Origin of the sequence: Pelagibius litoralis, from assembly GCF_011683915.1 — a bacterium.
GTDB classification, from domain to species: Bacteria; Pseudomonadota; Alphaproteobacteria; order Kiloniellales; family Kiloniellaceae; genus Pelagibius; species Pelagibius litoralis.
Genome location: NZ_JAAQPH010000006.1, coordinates 1 through 22451 on the forward strand (window position 1 = coordinate 1; position 22451 = coordinate 22451).

The following is a 22451-nucleotide window of genomic DNA, read 5'->3' on the forward strand; positions in this document are numbered from 1 at the left end:
CTCAATGCGCGCCCATTCCTCCTCACTCAACCAAAACAGCTGCCTTGCCATTCAAGCCTCCTATCCTTGGAAACTTGAATCACAAATCCAACTCAACTGGAATCCCCTAATTGGGTACAGACCCTAGAGCGGGCCCTGTTTGACCGGATCGAAGCCTGAATCACTATCTGTTTCAGTCAGTTGGGGTTTATTTTCCGCTCCAGGGCGGCTGCATGACCTTACATCGGGCCCGGCGTTTTCGCGCCGGGCCCTTTATGTATGCCCGCATCCTCTGGGCATTTGCCGGGTACCCTCACATAGGAAAATTTACTTATCTTCCATGGCGGGAACGGACTGGGAAGAGGGGCCCGGGCTGTCGCGAATCTGCAGAACTTCTTGGGCTGCGACTCGGTCGATGCCGCTATGGTCAGGCAGGATTATTTCGTTCGGCGGGATTAACACCCCGGAGAAATCTTTGCGTTAAGCTTGCCGAAAGCCTGTTGGGTCTTTTCCGAGGGAAGATTGACCCAATATGATGATGGGAACGAACCGAGCGTATTAATGCGTAGTGCAGGGTTATGAGTGAAGACAAACAAAACGACGGCGGCACGTCGACGGGCATCATCGTCAAGAGCAAGCCCAAGACCAAGAAACCGTCGATGTACAAGGTCTTGATGTTGAACGACGACTATACGCCCATGGAATTCGTCGTCCATGTGCTGGAGCAGTTCTTCAGCAAGAATCGAGACGAGGCGACGCAGATCATGCTGCACGTCCACCAGAGGGGCGTCGGCGTTTGTGGTGTTTTTACCTACGAGGTTGCCGAGACAAAAGTCACACAAGTGATAGACTATGCCCGGCAAAATCAGCACCCTCTCCAGTGCACCCTAGAGAAGGAATAAGGCCCGGATGCTATCGGCAAATCTAGAGCAGACGCTTCATCGTGCCTTAGCGGGCGCTAATGAGCGGCGCCATGAGTATGCAACGCTGGAGCATTTGCTTCTTGCGCTGATCGACGATACCGACGCCGTAGCGGTGCTGCGGGCCTGTAGCGTGGATATGGAACGTCTGCGCGCCGACGTTCTGGACTATATCGACAACGAGCTTTCCAGCCTGATCACCGCCCAGTTGGGCGATGCCAAGCCGACGGCCGGTTTCCAGCGGGTCCTGCAGCGCGCCGCCATTCACGTCCAGTCTTCGGGACGCGAAGAGGTGACCGGCGCCAACGTGCTGGTCGCCATGTTCTCGGAGCGCGAAAGCCACGCGGTCTACTACCTCCAGGAACAGGAAATGAGCCGTCTTGATGCGGTGAACTACATCAGCCACGGCATCGCCAAGGCCAAGGGGCACGAGGAAAGCCGCACGGTGGAAGGCGCCGACGAGGAAGCCGAAGCCGAGAAAGTGGTGCGCAAGGGCCGCGAGGCGCTGGATGCCTACTGTGTCGATCTGAACCGCAAGGCCCGCGACGGCCGCATCGACCCGCTGATCGGCCGCAGCGACGAGTGCGACCGCACCATCCAGGTGCTCTGCCGCCGGACCAAGAACAATCCGCTCTACGTCGGCGACCCTGGCGTCGGCAAGACCGCCATCGCCGAGGGTCTCGCCAAGCGCATCGTCGATGGCCAGGTGCCGGAGGTGCTGCAGGGCGCGACCATCTTCTCTCTGGACATGGGCGCTTTGCTGGCGGGCACCCGCTATCGCGGCGATTTCGAGGAACGGCTGAAGGCCGTGGTGTCGGAGATCGAGGGCCAGGAAAACGCCATTCTCTTCATCGACGAGATCCACACGGTGATCGGCGCTGGCGCTACTTCGGGCGGCGCCATGGATGCCTCCAACCTGTTGAAGCCGGCGTTGCAGAGCGGTCTGCTGCGCTGCATCGGCTCGACCACCTACAAGGAATACCGCAGCTATTTCGAAAAGGACCGGGCCCTGGTCCGGCGCTTCCAGAAGATCGATATCGTCGAGCCCTCCATCGAGGATACGGTGAAGATCCTGCGCGGCCTGAAGCCCTACTACGAAGACCATCACAACGTGCGCTTCACCAACGAGGCGATCCGCACGGCGGTGGAGCTGTCGTCGCGTTACATCGGCGACCGCAAGCTGCCGGACAAGGCGATCGACGTGATCGACGAGGTCGGCGCATCGCAGATGCTGCTGCCGGAGTCCAAGCGCAAGAAGACGGTCGGCGTGAAGGACGTCGAGGCGGTGGTCGCCAAGATGGCCCGGATCCCGCCGAAAACCGTCTCCAAAGACGACCGTACCGCGCTGAAGAACCTGGACCGCGACCTGAAGACCATGGTGTTCGGCCAGGACCGGGCCGTTGATGCGCTCTCGGCCGCCATCAAGCTGGCCCGCGCCGGCCTGCGCGAGCCGGAAAAGCCCATCGGCAGCTATCTCTTCTCCGGCCCTACCGGCGTCGGCAAGACCGAGGTGGCGCGCCAGCTCGCCCTTTCCCTGGGCGTCGAGCTGACCCGCTTCGACATGTCGGAGTATATGGAGCGACATTCGATTTCCCGCCTGATCGGTGCCCCGCCGGGTTACGTCGGCTTCGACCAGGGCGGCCTGCTGACCGATGCCGTCGATCAGCATCCGCACTGCGTGCTGTTGCTGGATGAGATTGAAAAGGCCCATCCGGATCTCTTCAACATCCTGCTGCAGGTCATGGACTACGGGAAGATGACCGACCACAACGGCAAGACGGTCGACTTCCGAAATGTGATCCTGATCATGACCACCAATGCCGGTGCCGCCGACATGGCGAAACAGGCCATCGGCTTCGGCCGCGATCTGCGCGTGGGTGAGGGGGAAGAGGCGATCAAGAAGCTCTTCACGCCGGAATTCCGCAACCGCCTGGATGCGATCATTCCTTTCGACAGCCTGCAGCCCGAGGTCGTGGCCCGGGTCGTCGACAAGTTCGTCATCCAGCTCGAAACCCAGCTGGCCGACCGCCAGGTGACCATCGAACTCAGCGATACGGCGCGCGAATGGCTGGCGACCAAGGGGTATGACAAGCAGTTCGGCGCCCGACCGCTGGGCCGGGTGATCCAGGACCAGATCAAAAAGCCGCTGGCCGAGGAGCTGCTGTTCGGCAAGCTGGCCAAGGGCGGCGTGGTGCGTGTCGACGTGGAGGACGGCATCCCGACCTTCACCTATCCTGAAACGGCTGAGCCCAAAGGCAAAGGCGGGTCCGGTGGCAAGGGTGGCCGCGGCGGTAAGAAGGGCCCCAAGGGCGGCTCCGCCGCCAAGACGGAAACGGTTCTGGCCGACTGACGGTTACGGCTCAGGACAACAAAAAAGGGGGCCCGGCTGCTGCTTGCAGCCGGGCCTCTTTCGTTTGGCCAGGGAAGTAACCTTGGCCATCTGCCATAGTTCGCAGACTCGAAGGTCCGGGCCTGCTTGGGGCAGGCCCGGCAGGCAAGCTGTTGGGCCGCCACACCTGCTCGTGCAACGGCGCGTTACCTTGAGATAGGAGGTACAGGCAAACGGGCCGGGCTTGAACCCGAGAAACCGCACAAGATGTATGCAGTTCTGCATAAAGGAACAGTGCTTCACCCCGAGGGCCGACGGGCTTGCCCTGTGATTGGGGCTGGGGCCGTCTCAAGGCAGCGAATGGCCGCTTTGCCGAATCCTTGCCTCTGCGGGACCCTTGTCACTGCCGGATTAGGAAACGAAAACCAGCTCCTCCGGCAGCGTTGCCATGCTGACGCGTTCCTCTTCGACGGTGACGAGGTTGTCGAAGCCGGTGGCGCGCCCCTGTGTCAGATCGAAGACGCGCTCGGCTTTCTCGAACTCGAGATAGGCCCTGAATTCGCCGAGGCTGTCCGGGTTCTCTATGTCCGCATCGCGTCCGTAGGAATCGAGGCGCCGCCAGAGTTTTGGAAACAAGGGCTGCATTGCTTCTTCGGAGCCCGGGCCCTGCCACAGCGCGCCGGTGTTTGTCACATCGGCGCTCCAGACATTCTGGCCCTTCTGTCGTGCCTGCTTTGTTTCATCGGAGAAGGCGTTGCGCAGATCGAAGAACAGGGTGTCATAGAACAGCGGGTAGGCGTGCCCCTGCGTGATCTGATGAAAGTTCGCGCTGTCCTTCATGCGGGGAACTTCCAGAAACACGCTGGTGCCATCTGTTTCCGGGGCGTCGCCGGGAAACACAAAGGCGATGGGGCGGCCGTTGGGGCCCAGTTGGTTTGCGAGAATATGGCCGCGTGCGGTTCCTTCGCCGTCCGGTACGCCGCAGAAGGCAAGGTTGCTCCGGGTCGCGTCGGAGGAAAACGGCTGCAGCGCACGGCTCTCCATGGTGTCGATGCCTTCGTAGCGCAGCTGGACCGTGCCGTTGTTTTCGTTGATCTTGGGCGGCCGTCCGCGCTGACGCAGCCGGAAAATCAGGTCCGGCGTATCCGGGCGAAAGCGCAGGGAATCGCCGTCCGGCCGCCCCGCCTGCGGCACGAACGCGCCTTTGATGAGTGTGAACGGCACCTGGTTCCTCCGGATGTGCGGCAGCAGCAGGCATGGTACTGCCACGGGCCGGAAGATCGCCAATGACAGTTTCGGGTCGAAGGAGGGGTGTCGCATCTTTGCTTCGGGGCAAATCGTACGGATCAGAAGCAGAGAGCGTCAGGCGGCTTGGTTGCACAGAAAACGCGCCCTGACATCCACGATGCACCTTTGCCGTGACGCCTGGGCCACTTCATGCGGTGCAAAGTCCGACTCTACACCGTCCAGGAAGGCAACGGCTCTTGTTAGAGTATTGAGCTGTGTGGGTGACAACGCTTTTGGGCCCGCCTGTGTCATTCTTTCGATGAACATCACCCCGGACTGTTTCAGAAAGATGGTTTCCGGTTGTCCGTCACGCGTGCACACGCCATAGACGCCATTCAGAAAGTGGTTCCAAGTCTCTTCCAGCTGTGCGGCGTCAAACAGGCTTGGGACCTCAGGCACGCACGCCGCGAGTTCCGCGCCGAGTTGTCCCGAAAAGAAGAGCTTTTTTGCGATGGCGTATCTTGCGTCAAAAAACTCCCTGGCTCTTTGCTCGCAGTCCAAATTCAGGCGGTCGATCGCCTTGATCCAGTTGAGATGTCCTTTGAGGTGAAAGCGATATGTCCGATCCTCCTTGACGTCACTTACAAAGGAGACTGAGCGGGCATTGCTGCCGAAAATATAGGGTGCGGAGGGCATGATCCTCTTTTTTATGAGGTTCTCCAGATCGTTAGCCGAGATGCCGGCTAAGCGAATAAAATCCTGTTCTTCGTGGAAGTTCGCGAATAGATAGTTCAGCAGCATGGCGCCCCCGGGGGTTGGAGTAACTTCGCCAAGCTACGACACATCGAAAGCCTGATGTTTCGGCAGAGATCGAATGATGAGTGTTCAGCCGCCAGCGAGCACCAAGACCGTTGGCCGATCCGGCAGTGTCCTGAGGGAGACCTCCGTCGTTGCATCCGTATCGATCCGGATCGCGAACGCCTCCTGCATGCCCGCCAGGAACACGCGCAGCGACTCCCCACCGAAGTAATGCATCGGAATGACCAGGCTGGCGCGCAGGTCCTGCAACACCTCGATCATCGACTTCAGGTCTAGCGTATAGCCGCCGTCGACGGGGGCGAAAACCACATCCAGGCGACCGATCTGCGCCAGTTGCTCAGGGGTCGGCTTGTGGTGGAGATGCCCAAGGTGGCCGATGCAAAGGTCGGCGACCTCAAAGATAAAGATCGAGTTTCCGTAGGCTTCGGCGGCACCACCCCAGCTTCTGATATCTGTTGGGACGTTTCGGACCAGGACGTCTTCGACCGTGAGCTTGTGCTCCGCCGGGCCGCCTTGCGGGTTCCATCCCCGCAGAACATGCTCTATCGCCGGGTCGGGCGTGGTCGTGTAATGGGTCTCGTGGGCGCGATTCATGGTCACGACCGTCGGGACCGGTCCGGCCCCTGCGTAACCCGCATAGTCCGTTGCGATCACAACGCCCGCCGGTGTTTGCAGGCGAAAAGTGGAGTGGTTGACGTAGGTGACCTCCACCGTGTCGGAGGCTTGAGCAGTTGAGACCGCGACCGGAACCAGACCCGGCGTTCGCTCGACGTAAGCGAAACACTGGCTCGCCTGCGCCGCAGGCGGCGCGGCAAAGGCGCAAAACAAAACACTGGCTGCGGCTAGAAGGCTTAAACGAAACATGGTTGCACCATTCGTTCTGAGACAGCCTGCGCAATAGGCTTGGGACCGGCCTATCAAATTATTCTCAGCCGGTGCGGCGTTCCACCGGCCGCCATTGTGCCAGCAGAAGCCCGCGCTTGCCAGGGAGGTATTGCTATAGTGCGAACATACCTGTGCCCGCGAAATCACAGAGTTTGTGAAAGCACAGTTATCAGCCGCAGTTTCACTGCGCCCGACGGTTCAATGCCCCGGCAGCGGATACATTGCCCATACATCGCGCCGAATGAGCTGTAAGGATCGCATGCCCACGCAGACGGCACCCGCCGGCCAGGGTCAATCGGATATGAAAGCGGAGGTCGATCCCAAGCAGCCGGTCATCCTTAAGCGGCGCTAAGGCAAAGGAACCGAACAGCTATCCGACCTTAGGCGGCGGTCTACAACCACCCCTTGCGCAGCCTGCGCCGAGCGGGCGAGTCTTGCGACCATCAGGCCTACCAGGTTCATCGACGCGGTTGCCAGATCGGTGACCTCGAACCAGGACGGCAGGCCGCCCTTTCCCGTCACGGTCAGCGCCGTCGGGTCGAGGCTGTCTTGTGCATCCGGGAACACGGCAGCGATTTCTTGCAGGAAGGGCAGAGGCATGGCTTGGCTTTCAGCGAAGCTGACGACAGCCTGAATAAAACGGGCAAAGACTGAACCCTCAATCCCGATGCGGTTGCTATGCTAAAGCGCGGTTTGTCGGTGGCAACCAAGCCCTGGCAAGAAAGGTCCGGTCGCTGCCTGCGGCCGGACCCTTCTTTTTTTCACAGATCAGCCGTCCTGGCTGTCTGTGCCACCCGGGCGTACTTGGGGTTGGCCTGGGGGTAGGAACTTCGCTGCGGTCGCGGAGAGGGAGGGGGAGGGGCCTCGACCAGGCAGCGTTTCTCAGCTCACTCTGCTTTCTTGAGCTTGAGAACCTTTTGCTCGATCTTGCGCTGGACTTGGTGGTCCTCGCGCTGCACCTGAAATTTGTCGATCTTGGTGCCGGGGAGGACCACGTGACTGTGACCGTAGCACTCAACAGAAGCGATCCAGGCGCAGTTTTCCCAGCCGATGGGGCTGAGCCCTGCCTCGTCGCAGACCTGCTCGCCGGCAAGTGTGCAGTCGGTTTGGTCGTGGGCCATGGCGGCGGTCGCCGTCAGGGCGAGGGTCAGGAAAAATACAGGTCCTTTGGAAATACGATTGAGAGTCATGTTTGTTCCTATGTCATCTTCGCACCGGTAATTCGATGCTTTAAGTTGGCCGCATCCGGAGGATCGAGATTGGTGAAGTTCCGCCGGAAACCGGATGATCGGCGCAAGACCTGAAGCGGCTTGCTGGATCTTTTACAAAAACGAACGGATTGAGAATGAATTGGCGCTTTCCTGTTGTGCAGCAGGTCGGCGCGAAATGATAACGGGGAACCTCTCTCCTTGTTTGTCACTCTCGAACGCGGCCTTTGTCAGGGAGGACGAACGCAAGGCCGCATCTCTCAGAGGCGCTGTGATACCGACAAGCCGATTGCATGGGAACCCGAGAAACCGCAGGAGAGGGATGCAGCTTTGCATGAGCCGGAAATGTCACAGCCGGTTCGCTGGGGCATCATCCTGCCGGCCGGATAATTTCAGAAGCTTTTCAGTGTCTTGTCCTTCGGCGGCTTTTTTGGAACCTGTCATGCTGCGGTTTGGAGAGACCGGGTAACGACAACAATCGATGTGCTTTGCAGTGTGACTTTTCTCACTCTCCAACGTCTCTACCCCACCCCTATGTCGAACCGATAGGCGGAACCGGCCAAGGCGACTCTGTTGCCGGTGGAGCTTGCCCCCAAATGGTTCCTGCCCCTAGTGGTTCTTGTTGGGGAAAGCCGCGGTTGGTCGGTTGTTTCCGGAGCCGTTCGTCATGGATATCTCGTAGGGCGGGAACACCTGAACCAAAACGGGGAGCCCGGCGACCCATTGTCGTGGTGCCCACAACGGCGTGCCTTGACGAGATCATCTCCGTATAAGGATCAAATTCATGTGTTCAGGAAAACGGCTGTTTTAGCCCTCTCGATTGTTTCTGTGGGCGCGAGCCTCGCCATGGTCGCGCCGGCCTCTGCAGGACTCAGCGTGAATCAGGAAGTCATGCTCTGCATCAGCAAGGCCACGACCCCGGCGGACAAACAGGCCTACATCGATTTCTGGAAAGGGCGTACGCCGACGCAGACGGCGCCGGCCGAGCAGGGTCAGTCGGATATGAAAGCGGAAGTCGACCCCAAGCAGCCGATCGCCCGTCAACGGCGCTAAAGCAAGGGAACCGAACGGCAATCCGACCTTAGGCGGCGGACTGGAGCGGTGAAATAAAGGCGCTTAACCGCGGGAGTGCGATTGTGAGGTTACCTTTATTCGTTCTACTGACGACGGCGCTGGGCATTGCCGGGGCTCATGCCAGCGCGTTTGAAGTCCTTGGATTCGCACAGGGGATGAGCTTGGCAGAGGCCCGCAGCATGGCTCTGCGGAACGGCTATCGGATAGAGAAAGAGAGCTCCGATGCCCAGGGGGTCTATATTGTTGCGGGTCACCATCTGGAGGATTTCAGGATTCAATTCTGTGAAGACGAATTGCATTGGGTGACCTATCGGGCGGGGTCTGGATTTGTCGATTTCGTCAAGGCCGTTGAGAGCGCAAAGGCTTCATCGAACTACAAAGAGTTATCCTCCGATCTGGCGTATCGGATCGATGACAATGGGAAAGACGAGGCTTTGCTGACGGTCTCCCTCGCCCCAAAAGAGGGCGACTACTTTTTGAGCTATTCGCTCCGCGGAACAAGCGAGGAGGGCACCCCCGACTTTATGGTGACCTATCGGGCGATTCGCTTGATGCTATCGGTGCTGCGGGGCGGGTGTTGATGCCGGCTGCCCCGGAACGGCTCTAGCTGCCACAATCATCCTGTTTGAACGGACTGTGGTGGCCGAGCAGGGCGATCTCCTGCTCCATGGCTTCGCGCTCGCGTTCCAGAAAGTGCTCCACCGCGTCGCGGAAGCCGGGGTCGCCGATCCAGTGGGCGCTGTAGGTGGCGGTCGGCAGATAGCCGCGCTGGATTTTGTGCTCGCCCTGGGCGCCGGCCTCGACCCAGCGCAGGCCGTGGCGGATGGCATAGTCGATGGCCTGGTAATAGCAGGTTTCGAAATGCAGAAAGCGGAACTGTCCGAGGCAGCCCCAGTTGCGTCCGTAGAGGGTGTCGCCGGACTTCAGGTTCAGGGCGCCGGCCACCAACTCCCCTTCGAAGTCCGCCATGATCAGTACCACCTGATCGCCGAGATCGCGGCCGAGCTGGTGGAAGAATTCCCGCGTCAGATAGGATTGGCCCCACTTGCGGTCTGCGGTGGCCATGTAGAACTCGAAGAAGGCATCCCAGTGGCGCGGTTCGATGGTGTCGCTGCTGAGCGCGTTGAGGGCGATGCCGCTTTCCGCCACCTTGCGCCGTTCCTTCTTGATTGCCTTGCGCTTGCGCGAAGCAAGGCCGGCAAGAAAGGCATCGAAGTCGACGTAGCCCTGGTTCTCCCAATGGTACTGCACGCCGATGCGCTGCAGCAGGCCAAGGTCGCCGAAATGATCGAACTGCTCTCTCGGCGGAAAGGTGATGTGCAGGGAGGAAACCTGGTGACGCCTGGCGAGTTCCAGCATCGCCGCGGTCAGCCCGGTCATGATCTCCTGTTTCGGTGCTTCCGGGTGGACCAGCAGGCGCGGCCCCGTCGCCGGGGTGAAGGGTACGGAGCACTGCAATTTCGGATAGTACTGCCCGCCGGCGCGTTCGTAGGCATCGGCCCAGTTCCAGTCGAAGACGTATTCGCCGTAGGAATGGGATTTCAGGTAGAGCGGTACGCAGCCGAAAAAGCCGCCGGTCGGGTTGGGCAGCACCAGATGCTGCGGCAGCCAGCCGGTCTCGCCCGAGACCGACCCGCTTTCCTCCAGCGCATTCAGGAAAGCGTGGCTGACAAAGGGGTTGCCGCCGCTGCAGGCATCCCAATCGGCAGCGGAGACGTCCGCAATCCGGCTGATCACCTGCACGGCAAGGGCGTCGTTTCCGTCGGGCATCTTTCCTGATTGGCATTAGGGCTGTTGTCTAGGAGATGACACCTAACAGCGGCCCTGACAAGGCATCGCAACTCTTTTTGATCGGACAGCGGCCGAGCCCGGATTCCCCTCTTCTGGGACATGGACATTGGGGGGGCGGGGTCTTAGTTTTCCAAGCAATGATTTTTTTAAGTCATTCAGCCAGATCGGCGCGTTATCCGCTGACCCTGATCGCCCTGGTGTTTTCGTTCTCCGCCGGGCTGCCCGCGCTTGCTTCCGATGTTCTGCCGGCGCCCACGGCCTCTTACAGCGCCGACACGCTGGTGCGCTATGCCGGCGAAACCCTGGAGATGAAAACCCTCAACAGAGGGCCCTGGGAGCGCCAGGAATTTATCCTGGACGAACAGACCCAGGTGACCATTCTTCGGCCCGACCGCAACCGGGCCTATGTAATGTTCGTTGAGAGCCGCCAGCTCTTCGAACTGCCTTATGCCGAGGCCGCGCTGTTGCCGTCCATCGGCGTCCTGCGCTCACGCGAGACAACGAAGCTTTCCGACACCACCTTGGCAGGCGAGGCTGTCGGCCACTTCCAGGTCTTTCAGGAGTTCGAGGGAGACGGCGCCGAAGAAGAGCCCGCGGTTCTCGATCTCTGGGTCACGCCGGACGGCATCGTCATGAAAGCCGAAGGGGAGATCCTGGTGGACGGCTACCGCGAGCCCCTGCAGCTGCTGCGCAAGAACCTGCAGCGCCGGGACCTCGATCCGGACGTCTTTGAACCGTCAATCGCCCTCGATCCTTAATCGGCCTGCAGGAACCAGTTGTATTCCAGGGGACTGATCTGCGACTCGAAGCGGTCCAGTTCCTTCTCCTTGCAGGCCGCATAGGCGCGCAGATAGTCGGCACCGAAGTAATCGGCGAGCCCGCAGGTCTCCGTCAGCCGCTCAATGGCGCGCCTTGGCCGGAACGGCAGGGTCTCGTCGTAGGTCTCCGATGCGTTGCCGTCCCAGGGCGGCCCCGGGTCGGTCTTTTCGGCGATGCCTTTGTGGATGCCGGCCAGCAGGGTGGCCAGCGCCAGATAGGGGTTGGCATCGGCGCCGGCGATGCGGTGCTCGATCCGTCTTGCATCGCCGCCACCGGCGGGAATGCGCAGGGCCACCGAACGGTTCTCGAAACCCCAGGACCGCTGGGTCGGCACGAAGATGTCCGGCAGGAAGCGGCGGTAGGAATTCACGTTGGGTGCCAGGAAGGTCATGGATTCCGGCAGCACCTCCAGCACCCCGCCGATGGCGTGGCGCAGGGTGTCGCTGGCGATCGCCGCACCGCCGTCGAAGACGTTGCCCCCGGTCTTGTCGAGCAGGCTGACATGCATATGCATGCCGCTGCCGGCACGTTCCAGATAGGGCTTGGCCATAAAGGTGGCCTGCAGCCCGTGCTTCTGCGCCACGCCCTGGATAATGCGCTTGAACAGCACGCAGTCGTCGGCCGCCTGCAGCGGATCGTCGACATGCTCCAGGTTTATTTCGAACTGGCCGGCGGCATACTCCGCGGTGACCGCGCCGGTCGGCACGTCCTGGATGGCGCAGGCCCGGGTCATGTCGTCGAGGATCTCGGCGAAGGCGTCCAGGGTCTTCATACCGTAAACCTGGGTGCCTTCGTCGCGCCGCCCGGTTGCCGGTGAGATCGGCGGTTGCGGTGCGCCACCGGGCAGCCGGTCGCGGTCGATCAGATAGAATTCCAGTTCGAAGGCGACCACCGGCCGCAGGCCCAGACCGTTCAGCTTCTCCACCGTGCGGCGCAGCACGTTGCGCGGCTCGTAGTAGTAGGGCGTGCCGTCTGCCTGTTCCAGGGTGACCATGACCTGGGCCAGCGGACGCTGCGCCCAGGGCACGGGCTTCAGGCTGCCGGGGATCACCTTGACCAGATAGTCCGGGTCGCCGTCGGAGAACCCGATACCGTCGGGGTCGTGGCTCTCGCCCTGGGTGTCGAGCATGAAGACCGACCCGGGAATGGCAAAGCCGGACTGCAGCACCTTGCCCAGCTCGGCGATGGGGTAGCGCTTGCCGCGCACCACGCCGGAGAGGTCGGCCAGAATGGCGTCGACCGCCGCCGTGTCGGGGTATTGGCTCAGGAAGTCCGCTGCCTCGGGGGGCAGTTTATGGGTGATGTCGGGCATGGCGGTTATTTGGCCCAGCCGCCGGTTCCCGCGTCAAGAGGGACCGGCAGCGGCCATTTCCAGTTTCTCTCTTGGGTCAGGCGATCTCAACCACCGCTTCCACTTCGACCGATACCCCCAGGGGCAGAGAGCCTGCGGAAACGGCGGCGCGGGCGTGGCGGCCCTTGTCGGCGAAAACCTCGACCATCAGGTCCGAAGCGCCGTTGATTACCTTGGGCTGATCGGTGAAATCCGGGGTGGAGTTGACGAAACCGCCGAGCTTCACCACCCGCTGCACCCGGTCGAGGTCGCCGCCGCAGGCCGCTTTCACCTGGGCGATGATGTTGATGGCGCAGAGCCGCGCCGCCGCTTGACCGTCTTCGACCGAAATCGAATCGCCCAGCTTGCCGATATACTGCGGGCTGCCGTCCTTCAGCGTCACCTGGCCGGAAACGAAGACCAGGTTGCCGGTCTGCACGTAACCGACGTAGTTGGCGACGGGGGCGGCGGCTACCGGCAGTTCGATGCCGAGCTCTGCCAGGCGGGCATCAATGGTTCCAGCCATCAGGGGACTCCTCCGGGTGATTGCGTTTTGAACCGGGGCCCTGAATAGAGGCCCCGTTGGTTTCGGGCCGCGAGCATAGCGCCAGGCGGGGAGGCTTCACAAGCGCGGCGTTCGGCGGAAAATCCCGGAAGCAAAGGCCCACCCGGGCCGGTTAGGAGCCCGAAAGCGTGGGGCGCAGGCGGAGGACCTCCTCGCCGATTTTGAGGTCCCGATGGGCCGGCGCGATGGCGTCGATGTTGCCGTTTTGCAGGGCCGACCAAAAAACCTCGGCCTTCGAGGTCACCGGCAACCATGTCGCGTTCCAGCTATTCTCCGCGGCGGTCCGTTCCAGCAGGTGAAGGGTGAGGTCTCCGTCTTCGGCCCTGGTGACAAAGAGGTATTCCGGGCCGGGCTGATCGGTCAGCTCCAGTGAGGTGAGAATGCATCCGCTGTTGCCCGTGGCGCCGCATCGTTTCACGTGAGAATGGATCCAGTCGGGGCCGATATCGGCAGGTACTTCCAGATCCGCCGGAACGTGCTGGACCAGCTCAGGGTCGGCCAGGATGACCCGTACCTTCTGGGTCTGGCTCTCTTCACGATTGGCGCTCCGCCATTCCCATTCGTCGTTGACCAGTGCCAGAGCGGCGAGCCGTTCGGACACGACGGCGGGGTCTGCAACACCGCTGTCTTCGGCCAGGCGTGCCAGCACATCCTGGCCGGCCTTGCCGAGTTTGAACTTCAGGAAGCCATATTCGAAAGTCTCAGGGTCGGAGAGGCCGCTTACCAGGCGCTTGTACTGGCTTTCGGCACTCAGCCGGTGGGGGTCGGCCAGGGGGCTCTGCAATACCAGGGTTGTCGCAGCAAGCACCAGCACCAGGGCGATGTTGGCCCGGCGGCAGTAGACCATCCATTGGCCACGGGCGAGGAGAGAAGCCAGATAGGCCAGGCTGCCGAGCGTCAGCAGGGCGGTGGCGACAGCGACGAAGATGCGCTCCGGTGTCAGGCCGTACTGACCGATACGCAGGCCGATGGCGTAGACGGCAAAGCCGCAGAATAACATGAGGCAGGGCAGCAGCAGCATGGCACTGACCCGCACGACGGCGGCCTGCTTGTCTTCGGTCGCACCGTCGCGGATCACCGCGTTGACGAACAGGATGCCGAAGCCCGCCAGGACGATAAGGGTGGCTGAGGCGCTGACCAGACCGGCCATACGCTCCAGGCCGCCCAGCAGCAACACCACCAGGAAACTCACGGAGAGCACCAGGAAAACCGGCGCCAGGATGGAAAACAGCGCAAAGACGACGCTGCGCAGTGCAGCGACGATGCGCTCGTGTTCGCGGGTGAAGAAGATGCTGAGAGCAAAGGCGCCGCAGGACGCCGGCCATCCGAACAACGGCTCGGTGATCAGGTCTTCCAGGGCCGAGACGCCGACCTCCTGGAACAGCAGGGAGAAAAGCCAGAGCACCGACCAGAACAGGCCGAGGAAGCAGAGGCTGACGAGGACGACCAGGATGCTCTCCCAAAAGTGGCCGAACAGTCTGACGTAGGTGATGCCGCGCCAGCCTTCGGCCTTGCCCGTTTGCGCAGCGGCGCCGTGGCGGCCGTCCTGCCAAGCCTCGAAAAACGTCAACGCGATCAGGCTGAAGAGCAGGGATTCGACGTAGAGGCTAAAGGTGAGAATGTCGCGGCCATAGGCATCCGGTTCGCCGTAGCGCAGAACCGCCGTGACAATCAGGACGCCGTTGATCGCCGCCAAAACAAGGGCAAAGACCGCCGGCAGCTTCCAGCGGCCCTGTGCCGCGGCCAGGGCGAAAGCCAGCGCGCCCATCAGCACCCCCTGGCCGACCCCAAAGTCCCAGGCCGTCGGCCAGGCAGCCTCCTCCAGGCCGTACATCAGCAAGCCAACGGCCAGGCCGAAGCCCAGCATCACCAGTGCCCATCCGCGGGGCGGGTTTTCTTCAGTCGCTTGTGAAAGGGTCAATGGAATCTCTCCCGGGCTGTCGCTGCCTCGTCGTTAGGGGCCTGGTCGTTATGGCGACGGCATCGGATCGGATCAAGGCGCAATTATGCGCCATAAATCACGCTGCGTCGCACCCCCGGTAGTCGTGAGCGCGGTCGCAGAGGTTCACATCGAAGCGGCATTATTACCCGGAAAAGAGTGGGGTGCCGCCGCCGCGGGCACCCCTCAAGTTCACAGGGAGAACTCAGACGTGAGTCATACAGGTAGGAGGCTCTACCTGAGTTACTGTCGAGCCGCTCCTCATGAGCAGCCGCTGGTGCTGCCGCAGGTTGCGCACTTTAGGCACGTGCCATTGCGTACCAGCGTAAAGTTACCGCAGTCGCCGCAGGAATCGCCCTCGTACCCCTTCATACGCGCCTCTCGGACACGCACCAGGCGAGTATCGACCTCGCGAACGACTTTGGTCTCGACGGCAACGGCTTCGGCGGTGCCTGCGGAGCCGACGAGCTCTTGGGTGGCGCCGCTGGACGCGACGGTCTGCGAGACCTGGGCTGTTGCGCCCAGGCTGCTCGCCATACCGGTCGTGCCATTGGCGGCGCCGCCGTTCAGGACCAGAAGCTGGCTGCGGACATAGCCCGTCGAGGCGTAGCGGCGGACGGTTTCCGCCATCGTGGCCTCGGGCAGGTCGCCCTGGCCGTCACCCTGGCCCACCGCGTCCGGCTTGATATCCGCCGGTTCAACGTGGGCCAGATCGTTACGGCCGAGGTAGGAGATTGCCAGCTCCCGGAAAATGTAATCGAGCACGGAGGTCGACATCTTGATGGCATCGTTGCCTTCGACCATGCCCGAGGGTTCGAAACGCGTGAAGGTATAGGCCTCGACGAACTCCTCCAGCGGCACGCCGTACTGCAGGCCGATGGAGATCGCGATGGCGAAGTTGTTCATCAGGCTGCGGAAGGCGGCGCCTTCCTTGTGCATGTCGATGAAGATCTCGCCGGCGGTGCCGTCTTCGTACTCGCCGGTGCGCAAGTAAACCTTGTGCCCGCCGACGATGGCTTTCTGGGTGTAGCCCTTGCGCCGCTGGGGCAGGCGCCGGCGTTCCTGGCTGCGTTCGACCACCCGCTCGATGATGCGTTCCGCCACGATCTGCGCGCGCTGCGGCGCGGAGGCTTCTGCCAGCTGCTCGGCCAGGGGCTCGGCATCCTCATCGGTGACGTCGTCCAGCAGGCTCGCCGTCAGCGGTTGCGACAGTTTGGAGCCGTCGCGGTAGAGCGCATTGGCCTTGAGGCCGAGGCGCCAGGACAGCATGTAGGCGTCCTTGCAGTCCTCCACCGTGGCCGCGTTGGGCATGTTGATGGTTTTGGAGATGGCGCCGGAAATAAACGGCTGAGCCGCCGCCATCATGCGGATGTGGCTGTCGACCGGCAGGAAGCGTTTGCCGTGGCGACCGCAGGGGTTGGCGCAGTCGAAGACCGGCAGGTGCTCGTCCTTCAGGCCCGGTGCGCCCTCCAGCGTCATGGCGCCGCAGCAGTAGGCGTTGGCGGCATTGATGTCGTGCTTGGCGAAGCCCAGGGCGGCCAGCATGTCGAAGGACACATCGTCCATCTCGTTGGTGGTGAGGCCCAGGGCCTTCACGCAGAATTCTTCGCCCAGGGTCCACTTGTTGAAAGCGAACTTGATGTCGAAGGCCGAGGCCAGACCGGCTTCCAGAGCCTGCAGGGCGGCTTCGGTGAAGCCCTTGTCCTTCAAGGCGTCGTGGTTGATGCCCGGCGCATCCATCAGGGTGCCGTGACCGACGGCGTGGCGGATGATCGTCTCGATCTCCATTTCGCCGTAGCCCAGGGTACGCAGGGCTTCCGGAACGGTGCGGTTGATGATCTTGAAGTAACCGCCGCCGGCGAGCTTTTTGAACTTCACGATGGCGAAGTCGGGCTCGATGCCGGTGGTGTCGCAGTCCATCACCAGGCCGATGGTGCCGGTCGGGGCAACGACGGTGGCCTGGGCGTTGCGGAAGCCGTGCTTGGTGCCGAGATCCAGCGCCTTGTCCCAGGCGGCCTTGGCCGACTTGATCAGGCTCTTGTCCGGGCAGGCACGTGCCTCCAGCGGCACCGGGGCGATGGAGAGTTCCTCGTAGCTGGCGCGCTGGCCGTAAGCGGCCCGGCGATGATTGCGGATCACCCGCAGCATATGCTCGGCGTTCTCCTGATAGCAGGGGAAAGCGCCCAGCTCCTCGGCCATCTCAGCGGAGGTGGCGTAGGAGACACCGGTCATGATCGCGCTCAGCGCCGCGGCCAGGGCGCGGCCCTCATCGGAATCGTAGGAGATGCCCGAGGCCATCAGCAGGCCGCCCAGATTGGCGTAACCGAGCCCGAGGGTGCGGAAGTCGTAGGAGCGTTGGGCAATCGCCGCCGAGGGGAACTGCGCCATCAGCACGGCGATTTCCAGCGTGATGGTCCACAGCCGGGTGGCGTGCTCGTAGGCTTCCGTGTCGAAGTTGTCGGCGCCGCGGCGGAACGCCATCAGGTTCATCGAGGCCAGATTGCAGGCCGTATCGTCGAGGAACATGTACTCCGAACAGGGATTGGAGCCGTTGATCCGGCCGGAGGCCGGGCAGGTGTGCCACTCGTTGATCGTGGTGTCGTACTGCATGCCCGGATCGGCGCAGGCCCAGGCGGCGTAGGAGATCTGATCCCAGAGTTCGCGGGCCTTCAGCTTCTTGTGCATCTTGCCGTCGGTGCGGCGGATCAGCTTCCAGGAATCATCGTTGAGCACCGCTTCGATGAAGTCGTTGGGCACCCGGACCGAGTTGTTGGAGTTCTGGCCGGAGACGGTCAGATAGGCATCGGAATCCCAGTCGGTGTCGTAGGTCTTGAAGTCGATCGAGCTGTAGCCCTGCTGGGCGAACTGGATGACGCGGGCGACGTAGTTTTCCGGCACCATGGATGCCCGCGCCGCTTTGATCGCCGCTTTCAGCGCGAAGTTCTTTTTCGGATCGTAGGCATCGCTCTGCTCGGCGCCGTCTTCGCCCTTAAAGGTGGTGCAGGCGCGCATTATGGCGTTCAGGTGCTTGTCGCAGAGCTTGGAGCCGGTGACCAGCGCCGCGACCTTCTGCTCCTCGACGACCTTCCAGTTGATGTAGTCCTCGATATCCGGGTGGTCGAGATCGACGGTGACCATCTTGGCGGCGCGCCGGGTGGTGCCGCCTGATTTGATGGCGCCGGCGGCGCGGTCGCCGATCTTCAGGAAGGACATCAGGCCGGAGGATTTGCCACCGCCGGCCAGCGGCTCGGTCGCCCCGCGCAGGGCGGAGAAGTTGGTGCCGGTGCCGGAGCCGTATTTGAACAGCCGGGCTTCGCGGACCCAGAGATCCATGATGCCGTTCTCGTTCACCAGATCGTCGCCGACGGACTGAATGAAGCAGGCATGGGGCTGCGGATGCTCGTAGGCGCTGGCGGCACGGGTCAGCTCGCCGGTCGAGAAGTCGACGTAGTGATGGCCCTGGCTCGGCCCATCGATGCCGTAAGCCCAGTGCAGGCCGGTGTTGAACCACTGCGGCGAGTTGGGCGCGGCCATCTGCTTGGCCAGCATGTAGCGCATCTCGTCGTAATAGGACTGGGCGTCTTCCTCGGCATCGAAGTAGCCGCCCTTCCAACCCCAGTAGGCCCAGGTGCCGGCGAGGCGGTGGAAGACCTGCTTGGCCGAGGTCTCGCCGATGAAGCGCTCGTCTTCGGCGATGTCGCTCATGGCCTCGTGGTCGGGAACCGAACGCCACAGCCAGGCGGGAACGTTGTCCTCGGGCACCCGCTTGGACTTCAGGGGCAGGCCGCGCTTGCGGAAGTACTTCTGCGCCAGGATGTCGCAGGCGACCTGCGACCATGCCGAAGGCACGTCGATATCCTCGGCACGGAACACCAGGGAACCGTCCGGATTGCGAATCTCACTCGATGTCCGGCGAAACTCGATCTTGTCGTAAACGTCGGTGCCAGTTTCCGTAAAACGACGCGCAACCCGCATGCGGTATTCTCCAATCTCGCTTTGTCAGTTAACCCTGCATTTCGCCGCAAGAGATGATGGCTGTCGGGAAGCCGGAATGACCGGACGACAATAGGGGCCCAACGACCCCTGATTCCCCTGAAACCCCCACAAACCCTGAAGGTTTGCCACATCTTGTGACGCAATGTAATTAAACCACAACATGTGGCGGAGGTCACCACATTTTGCGTTAACAGAGCGTTAACAGACGACTTGTCGCAGGTGTCTTCAGCCGCTGACCCGCGCTTTGCCGGGCTTTCCTCTGTCCGACCGGCGCAGAAAGAAAATATTCCCTCTTCGATTCGGCTTAAGCGGCTCGGGCGGGAACGTCTTCGCAGAAGAAAATGTCGAGATCGCGAACGTGCTCGCGGAACTCTTCTAGGCTCATGAAATCCAGGCAGGGGCGGGCGCCGCGGACGGCGATTTCACCGCGTAGCAACTTGCCCGCAAGGATCGCCGCCGGTACCACCGGAATGGTTGGGCCGTGACCGGTCCCGGCGCGCAGGGACCACCGGCGGTGGCTGGGGCGGTCCAGGCGGTCCAGGCCTGTCAGTTCGACGAACATGCCGCCGCGATCGCTGCCGAAGGGGCCAAGGCATTTCGCTACCGCCAGCAACAGGCCGGTCAGGGGCCGCAGGCTGCCGATCAGGCCCCAGCGCACCGGCCAGGTCAGGGCCCAGAGCCCGAGGTGGAGGAGGGAGAGTTCGAGGCCCGCTTGAAAGGTAACGCTCCGCACGCCTTCGTAGCGCGCGGGAAACAGTGCGTGGTCAGGCACGTCGCAGGTGGCGAACCAGCGTCCGCCGAGGCCGGGCAGGCGGCGGCGTTGAAGGCCCTGCCAGCCAAAGGCGTTCCGCCAGGCGCCGTTGTGCCAGACCTGCAGAGGTTTGCCGCTGTAACTCAGGATTGCTTCGACCACGGCGCGGCCGCGCGGCGCCCGGTTGCCGGGTGTGATGCCGATAACGATCTCGTCGATCCGCTTGAAGCCGGTCCGCAGATGGTCGGCCGCCGCCGCGCTTAGCGCCGGTACCGAGGAGGCGCCGGCGACCGCCAGAACGCCGGCGGCCTTGGCGGCGGCATCAAGGCTGGAAAATCCGGTTACGAAGTCACGGCCGTCGGCCATATCGATGTAGTGGCAGCCTTGGGCGATGCAGGCCTCGGCAACGCGGTAATCGCGGCCTTGGAAAGGACCGGCCGTGTGGATCACAAGGGCCGGGCTTGCCCGCGACAGACTTTCGTCCAGCGGCCCGTCCCAGTCGACCGTCACCGCTGCAAGGGTGCGCCCAGGGAAGTCTGGCCGCAGTTCTTCGACCAGCGTCTCCGCGCGTGCCTGGCTGCGTCCCCCGATCAGCAGTTCGACCATTGGGTCGCGCAGCAGGCGTTCGCAAAGCTTGCGGCCGAAAACGCCGTAACCGCCGATCACCAGAACCCGCTGCGGGGTCACGGCGCCGCCGCCGCCTTTTCGCGGCGCTCCGCCAGAGTGGCGGCCATCAGGGCGGCGAGAACCAGGATAACGCCGGTGGTCTGGGTTGTGTCGAGCCGCTCGCCGAGTAAAACGACGGCGCCGAAGATGGCGACCAGCGGCTCAAGGTTGAAGATAAGGGCGGCACGCAGTGCCCCGGCAAAACGGATCGCGCCGATCATACTGAAAAAGGCTACCAGAAAGCTCAGGCAGATGGCCGTCAGGGTTGTCCAGCCGACGGCCCCCTGCGGCAGCGCGAAGGCGTCCAGGGCAAAGATCGCCAGGCCGGCAACGAGAACAGCGACGGCGTTGGCGTAAAAGCCGACGCTCAGGAAACCCTGGGCCGCGGGCAGGCGCTCGGCGGAGATGAAAAGCAGGGCGCCCGACAGGGTGGCGCAGGCCGCAAGGGCAAGGCCCCAGGGGTTCAGCACGGCATAGGATGGCGCCAGCGCCAGGCCGAGGCCGGCAAAGGCGGTCACAAAAGCCAGGACCTTCGGCCAGGCAATGCCGCTGCGGCCCAACAGAACAACCGCCAGGGCGACGACCAGCGGGTAGGCATAGAAGATCATCGCCGCCAGGGAGACAGGGATGAAGGCGACCGCGGAAAGATAGCCCAGGGCGATCCCCAACTGGCCCAGGACAACGCCCGCTACCGGCCAGAAAGCACCGGGCTGCAAGGCAAAGGACTGTCGCCGAAGGACCATGATCCCGGCAATCAGCAGGCTGGGGACCAAGGCGCGTAAGAAAACCACCGTCAGGGAATTGCTGCCGGCCTCGTAGGTGAGGCGCGCCATGGAGATCATCACCCCGAAGCTGGTCGCACTGACCAGTGCCAAACAGAAACCGAGCTTGAGATTCCTGCTTGGCGCTTGCCGCGACCCTCTTGCCGGGGTCAGCGGGGCGCCGCCGGTCACGCCCGCTCGGCCAGGGGCAGGTTGACCAGCAGGTTCTGGGGCTTCAGGCGCAGGCTGCCGCCTTCGGTCATGGCAATGGCGAGATAGACGGGGCGCCCGGCAATCCCCGGTGCGACGACCGAGGGATCCTGGAATTCCATGCGGAAGAGGGAGAGAAGGCGCGCCAAGCGGCCCTCACCGACCTCCACGCCGTTGTAGAGATCGTTCAGCAGCTTGCTGGCCTCCACATCCAGGCCGATGTGCCAGACCCAGCGCTCGTCGCTGATCTTCTGCACCGGCTGGATCGAGACCGCGACATCCAGGAAATGCCTGACCCAGCTTTCCAGCACCCGGCAGAGCGCATCGAGGCCGGCGCCCGCAAAATTCAGGTTCAAGACGGTGTCGTAGCGGCTGGCGCGGTCCCAGTAGATCTCGGCGTTGTCTTCGTTGACAACATCCAGCTCCACCGTTCTGAGCGGCGTCTGGGCCTCGGCGACCAGGCGCCCCAGGCTGCCGAAGCCGCCTGACGTGGCGAACATCTCAACCGTCTCGGCATCGGCGGCCATGATGGCGCCGTCGTTGATGGTGACCTGCTGCTTGCGGAAAAAGGTCTCCGCCGCCCGAGCACGCAGCGCGTCCGTTTCGCCCTCCAGCAGGGAGCGGCCGATGGCATGGACCAGCTGGTCGATGAACAGCGGCGGCACGGTGACCCCGCCGGGCGAGAGGAACATCTGCATGTAGCAGTCTTCCAGGCTGTCGGCGGCCAGCAGCCGGTCGCGAAAGCCCAGCACCAGTTGCAGGTTCTCAATCGCGTCGGGATCGGCGATGGCGCCCAGCCGGGCCTCTGATACCGCTTCGCGCGGATTGCGCAGCAGGGCGGCGTGCAAATCCCGCTCGGCCTGGCAGGATTCGGGGATCGGGCGCACCTCCGGGCGTTGGAAGTAGGCCCGCAGATAGTCGTCGGTCACCGTGAGATGACCGCGCGGGCCGCGTTGCAACAGATGGTAGCCGGAGTCCTGCCAGAAATCGTGCATGGCCGCTTCTATAGGGGCCGGCCCCCGTGCTGTCCAGCCACAGCGCGCCGCCCAGTCACACCGGCACCCGCAGTCCGAGCCATGCGTTATTGGACCTTTGCAATGCGTTATTATCTATATTGCGGTGCAGCATTGATGCTGTATTAAGGTTGAGGGGTTTTAATCCCCCCCAAAGAAACCAATCCAG

Annotated in this window: 18 protein-coding genes; 5 read left to right on the forward strand and 13 right to left on the reverse strand. The window is 62.6% G+C overall.

Annotation, left to right across the window (positions count from 1 at the left end):
• Positions 1-557: 557 nt before the first annotated feature.
• Both clpS and clpA read left to right on the forward strand, forming a co-directional pair.
• Positions 558-881: an ATP-dependent Clp protease adapter ClpS gene (gene clpS, locus HBA54_RS09085; RefSeq protein WP_167223670.1), complete on the forward strand. Its 324-nt coding sequence runs from the start codon at positions 558-560 to the stop codon at positions 879-881.
• Between the two features lie 7 nt (positions 882-888).
• Positions 889-3249 (forward strand): ATP-dependent Clp protease ATP-binding subunit ClpA, encoded by a 2361-nt coding sequence (gene clpA / locus HBA54_RS09090; protein WP_167223672.1) that lies wholly within the window; start codon positions 889-891, stop codon positions 3247-3249.
• A 390-nt stretch (positions 3250-3639) separates the two neighbouring features.
• On the opposite strand, the gene HBA54_RS09095 is transcribed toward clpA, so the two are convergent.
• The 5 genes from HBA54_RS09095 to HBA54_RS09115 all read right to left on the reverse strand — a co-directional run bounded on the left by HBA54_RS09095 (position 3640) and on the right by HBA54_RS09115 (position 7349).
• A complete protein-coding gene (locus HBA54_RS09095) occupies positions 3640-4452 on the reverse strand; it encodes a hypothetical protein (protein ID WP_167223674.1) in 813 nt (270 codons plus the stop codon).
• 138 nt (positions 4453-4590) lie between these two features.
• Entirely contained in the window at positions 4591-5256 is a 666-nt protein-coding gene (locus tag HBA54_RS09100) for a DUF6058 family natural product biosynthesis protein (protein ID WP_167223676.1), read from the reverse strand.
• Between the two features lie 84 nt (positions 5257-5340).
• Positions 5341-6138, reverse strand: a complete 798-nt coding sequence (locus HBA54_RS09105) for an MBL fold metallo-hydrolase (protein ID WP_167223678.1) — start codon at positions 6136-6138, stop codon at positions 5341-5343.
• Between the two features lie 369 nt (positions 6139-6507).
• Positions 6508-6759, reverse strand: a complete 252-nt coding sequence (locus HBA54_RS09110; RefSeq protein ID WP_167223680.1) for a hypothetical protein — start codon at positions 6757-6759, stop codon at positions 6508-6510.
• A gap of 287 nt (positions 6760-7046) precedes the next feature.
• Positions 7047-7349: a hypothetical protein gene (locus tag HBA54_RS09115; protein WP_167223682.1), complete on the reverse strand. Its 303-nt coding sequence runs from the start codon at positions 7347-7349 to the stop codon at positions 7047-7049.
• An 894-nt stretch (positions 7350-8243) separates the two neighbouring features.
• Between HBA54_RS09115 and HBA54_RS09120 the strand changes: the two genes are divergently transcribed.
• A complete protein-coding gene (locus HBA54_RS09120; protein WP_167223684.1) occupies positions 8244-8420 on the forward strand; it encodes a hypothetical protein in 177 nt (58 codons plus the stop codon).
• A gap of 83 nt (positions 8421-8503) precedes the next feature.
• Positions 8504-9022 carry a hypothetical protein gene (locus HBA54_RS09125; protein ID WP_167223686.1) on the forward strand — a complete coding sequence of 173 codons (519 nt, stop codon included), beginning with the start codon at positions 8504-8506 and terminating at the stop codon, positions 9020-9022.
• A gap of 22 nt (positions 9023-9044) precedes the next feature.
• Here HBA54_RS09125 and HBA54_RS09130 read toward each other — a convergent pair whose 3' ends face one another.
• Positions 9045-10211: a GNAT family N-acetyltransferase gene (locus HBA54_RS09130; protein ID WP_167223688.1), complete on the reverse strand. Its 1167-nt coding sequence runs from the start codon at positions 10209-10211 to the stop codon at positions 9045-9047.
• 158 nt (positions 10212-10369) lie between these two features.
• On the opposite strand from HBA54_RS09130, the gene HBA54_RS09135 reads away from it, so the two are divergent.
• The gene (locus tag HBA54_RS09135; RefSeq protein WP_167223690.1) at positions 10370-10990 is read left to right on the forward strand and encodes a hypothetical protein; all 621 of its coding nucleotides are present in this window, start codon (positions 10370-10372) and stop codon (positions 10988-10990) included.
• Here the strand turns inward: HBA54_RS09135 and HBA54_RS09140 are convergent.
• From HBA54_RS09140 to HBA54_RS09170, 7 genes are all read right to left on the reverse strand, one after another.
• Positions 10987-12363, reverse strand: coding sequence for a glutamine synthetase family protein (locus HBA54_RS09140; RefSeq protein WP_167223692.1), 1377 nt, complete (start codon positions 12361-12363; stop codon positions 10987-10989). The genes HBA54_RS09135 and HBA54_RS09140 overlap by 4 nt on opposite strands.
• Before the next feature lie 76 nt (positions 12364-12439).
• The gene (locus HBA54_RS09145; protein WP_167223694.1) at positions 12440-12907 is read right to left on the reverse strand and encodes a RidA family protein; all 468 of its coding nucleotides are present in this window, start codon (positions 12905-12907) and stop codon (positions 12440-12442) included.
• 151 nt (positions 12908-13058) lie between these two features.
• Positions 13059-14867: a DUF4153 domain-containing protein gene (locus HBA54_RS09150; protein ID WP_167223696.1), complete on the reverse strand. Its 1809-nt coding sequence runs from the start codon at positions 14865-14867 to the stop codon at positions 13059-13061.
• A 279-nt stretch (positions 14868-15146) separates the two neighbouring features.
• Complete coding sequence (locus HBA54_RS09155; protein WP_167223698.1) at positions 15147-18860, reverse strand: vitamin B12-dependent ribonucleotide reductase; 3714 nt, start codon at positions 18858-18860, stop codon at positions 15147-15149.
• Between the two features lie 325 nt (positions 18861-19185).
• Positions 19186-20319 (reverse strand): saccharopine dehydrogenase family protein, encoded by a 1134-nt coding sequence (locus HBA54_RS09160; RefSeq protein WP_167223700.1) that lies wholly within the window; start codon positions 20317-20319, stop codon positions 19186-19188.
• Positions 20316-21173, reverse strand: a complete 858-nt coding sequence (locus HBA54_RS09165; protein WP_167223702.1) for a DMT family transporter — start codon at positions 21171-21173, stop codon at positions 20316-20318. Before HBA54_RS09165 ends, HBA54_RS09160 begins: the two co-directional genes overlap by 4 nt.
• Positions 21174-21247: 74 nt before the next feature.
• The gene (locus HBA54_RS09170; RefSeq protein WP_167223704.1) at positions 21248-22264 is read right to left on the reverse strand and encodes a DUF6352 family protein; all 1017 of its coding nucleotides are present in this window, start codon (positions 22262-22264) and stop codon (positions 21248-21250) included.
• Positions 22265-22451: the final 187 nt, after the last annotated feature.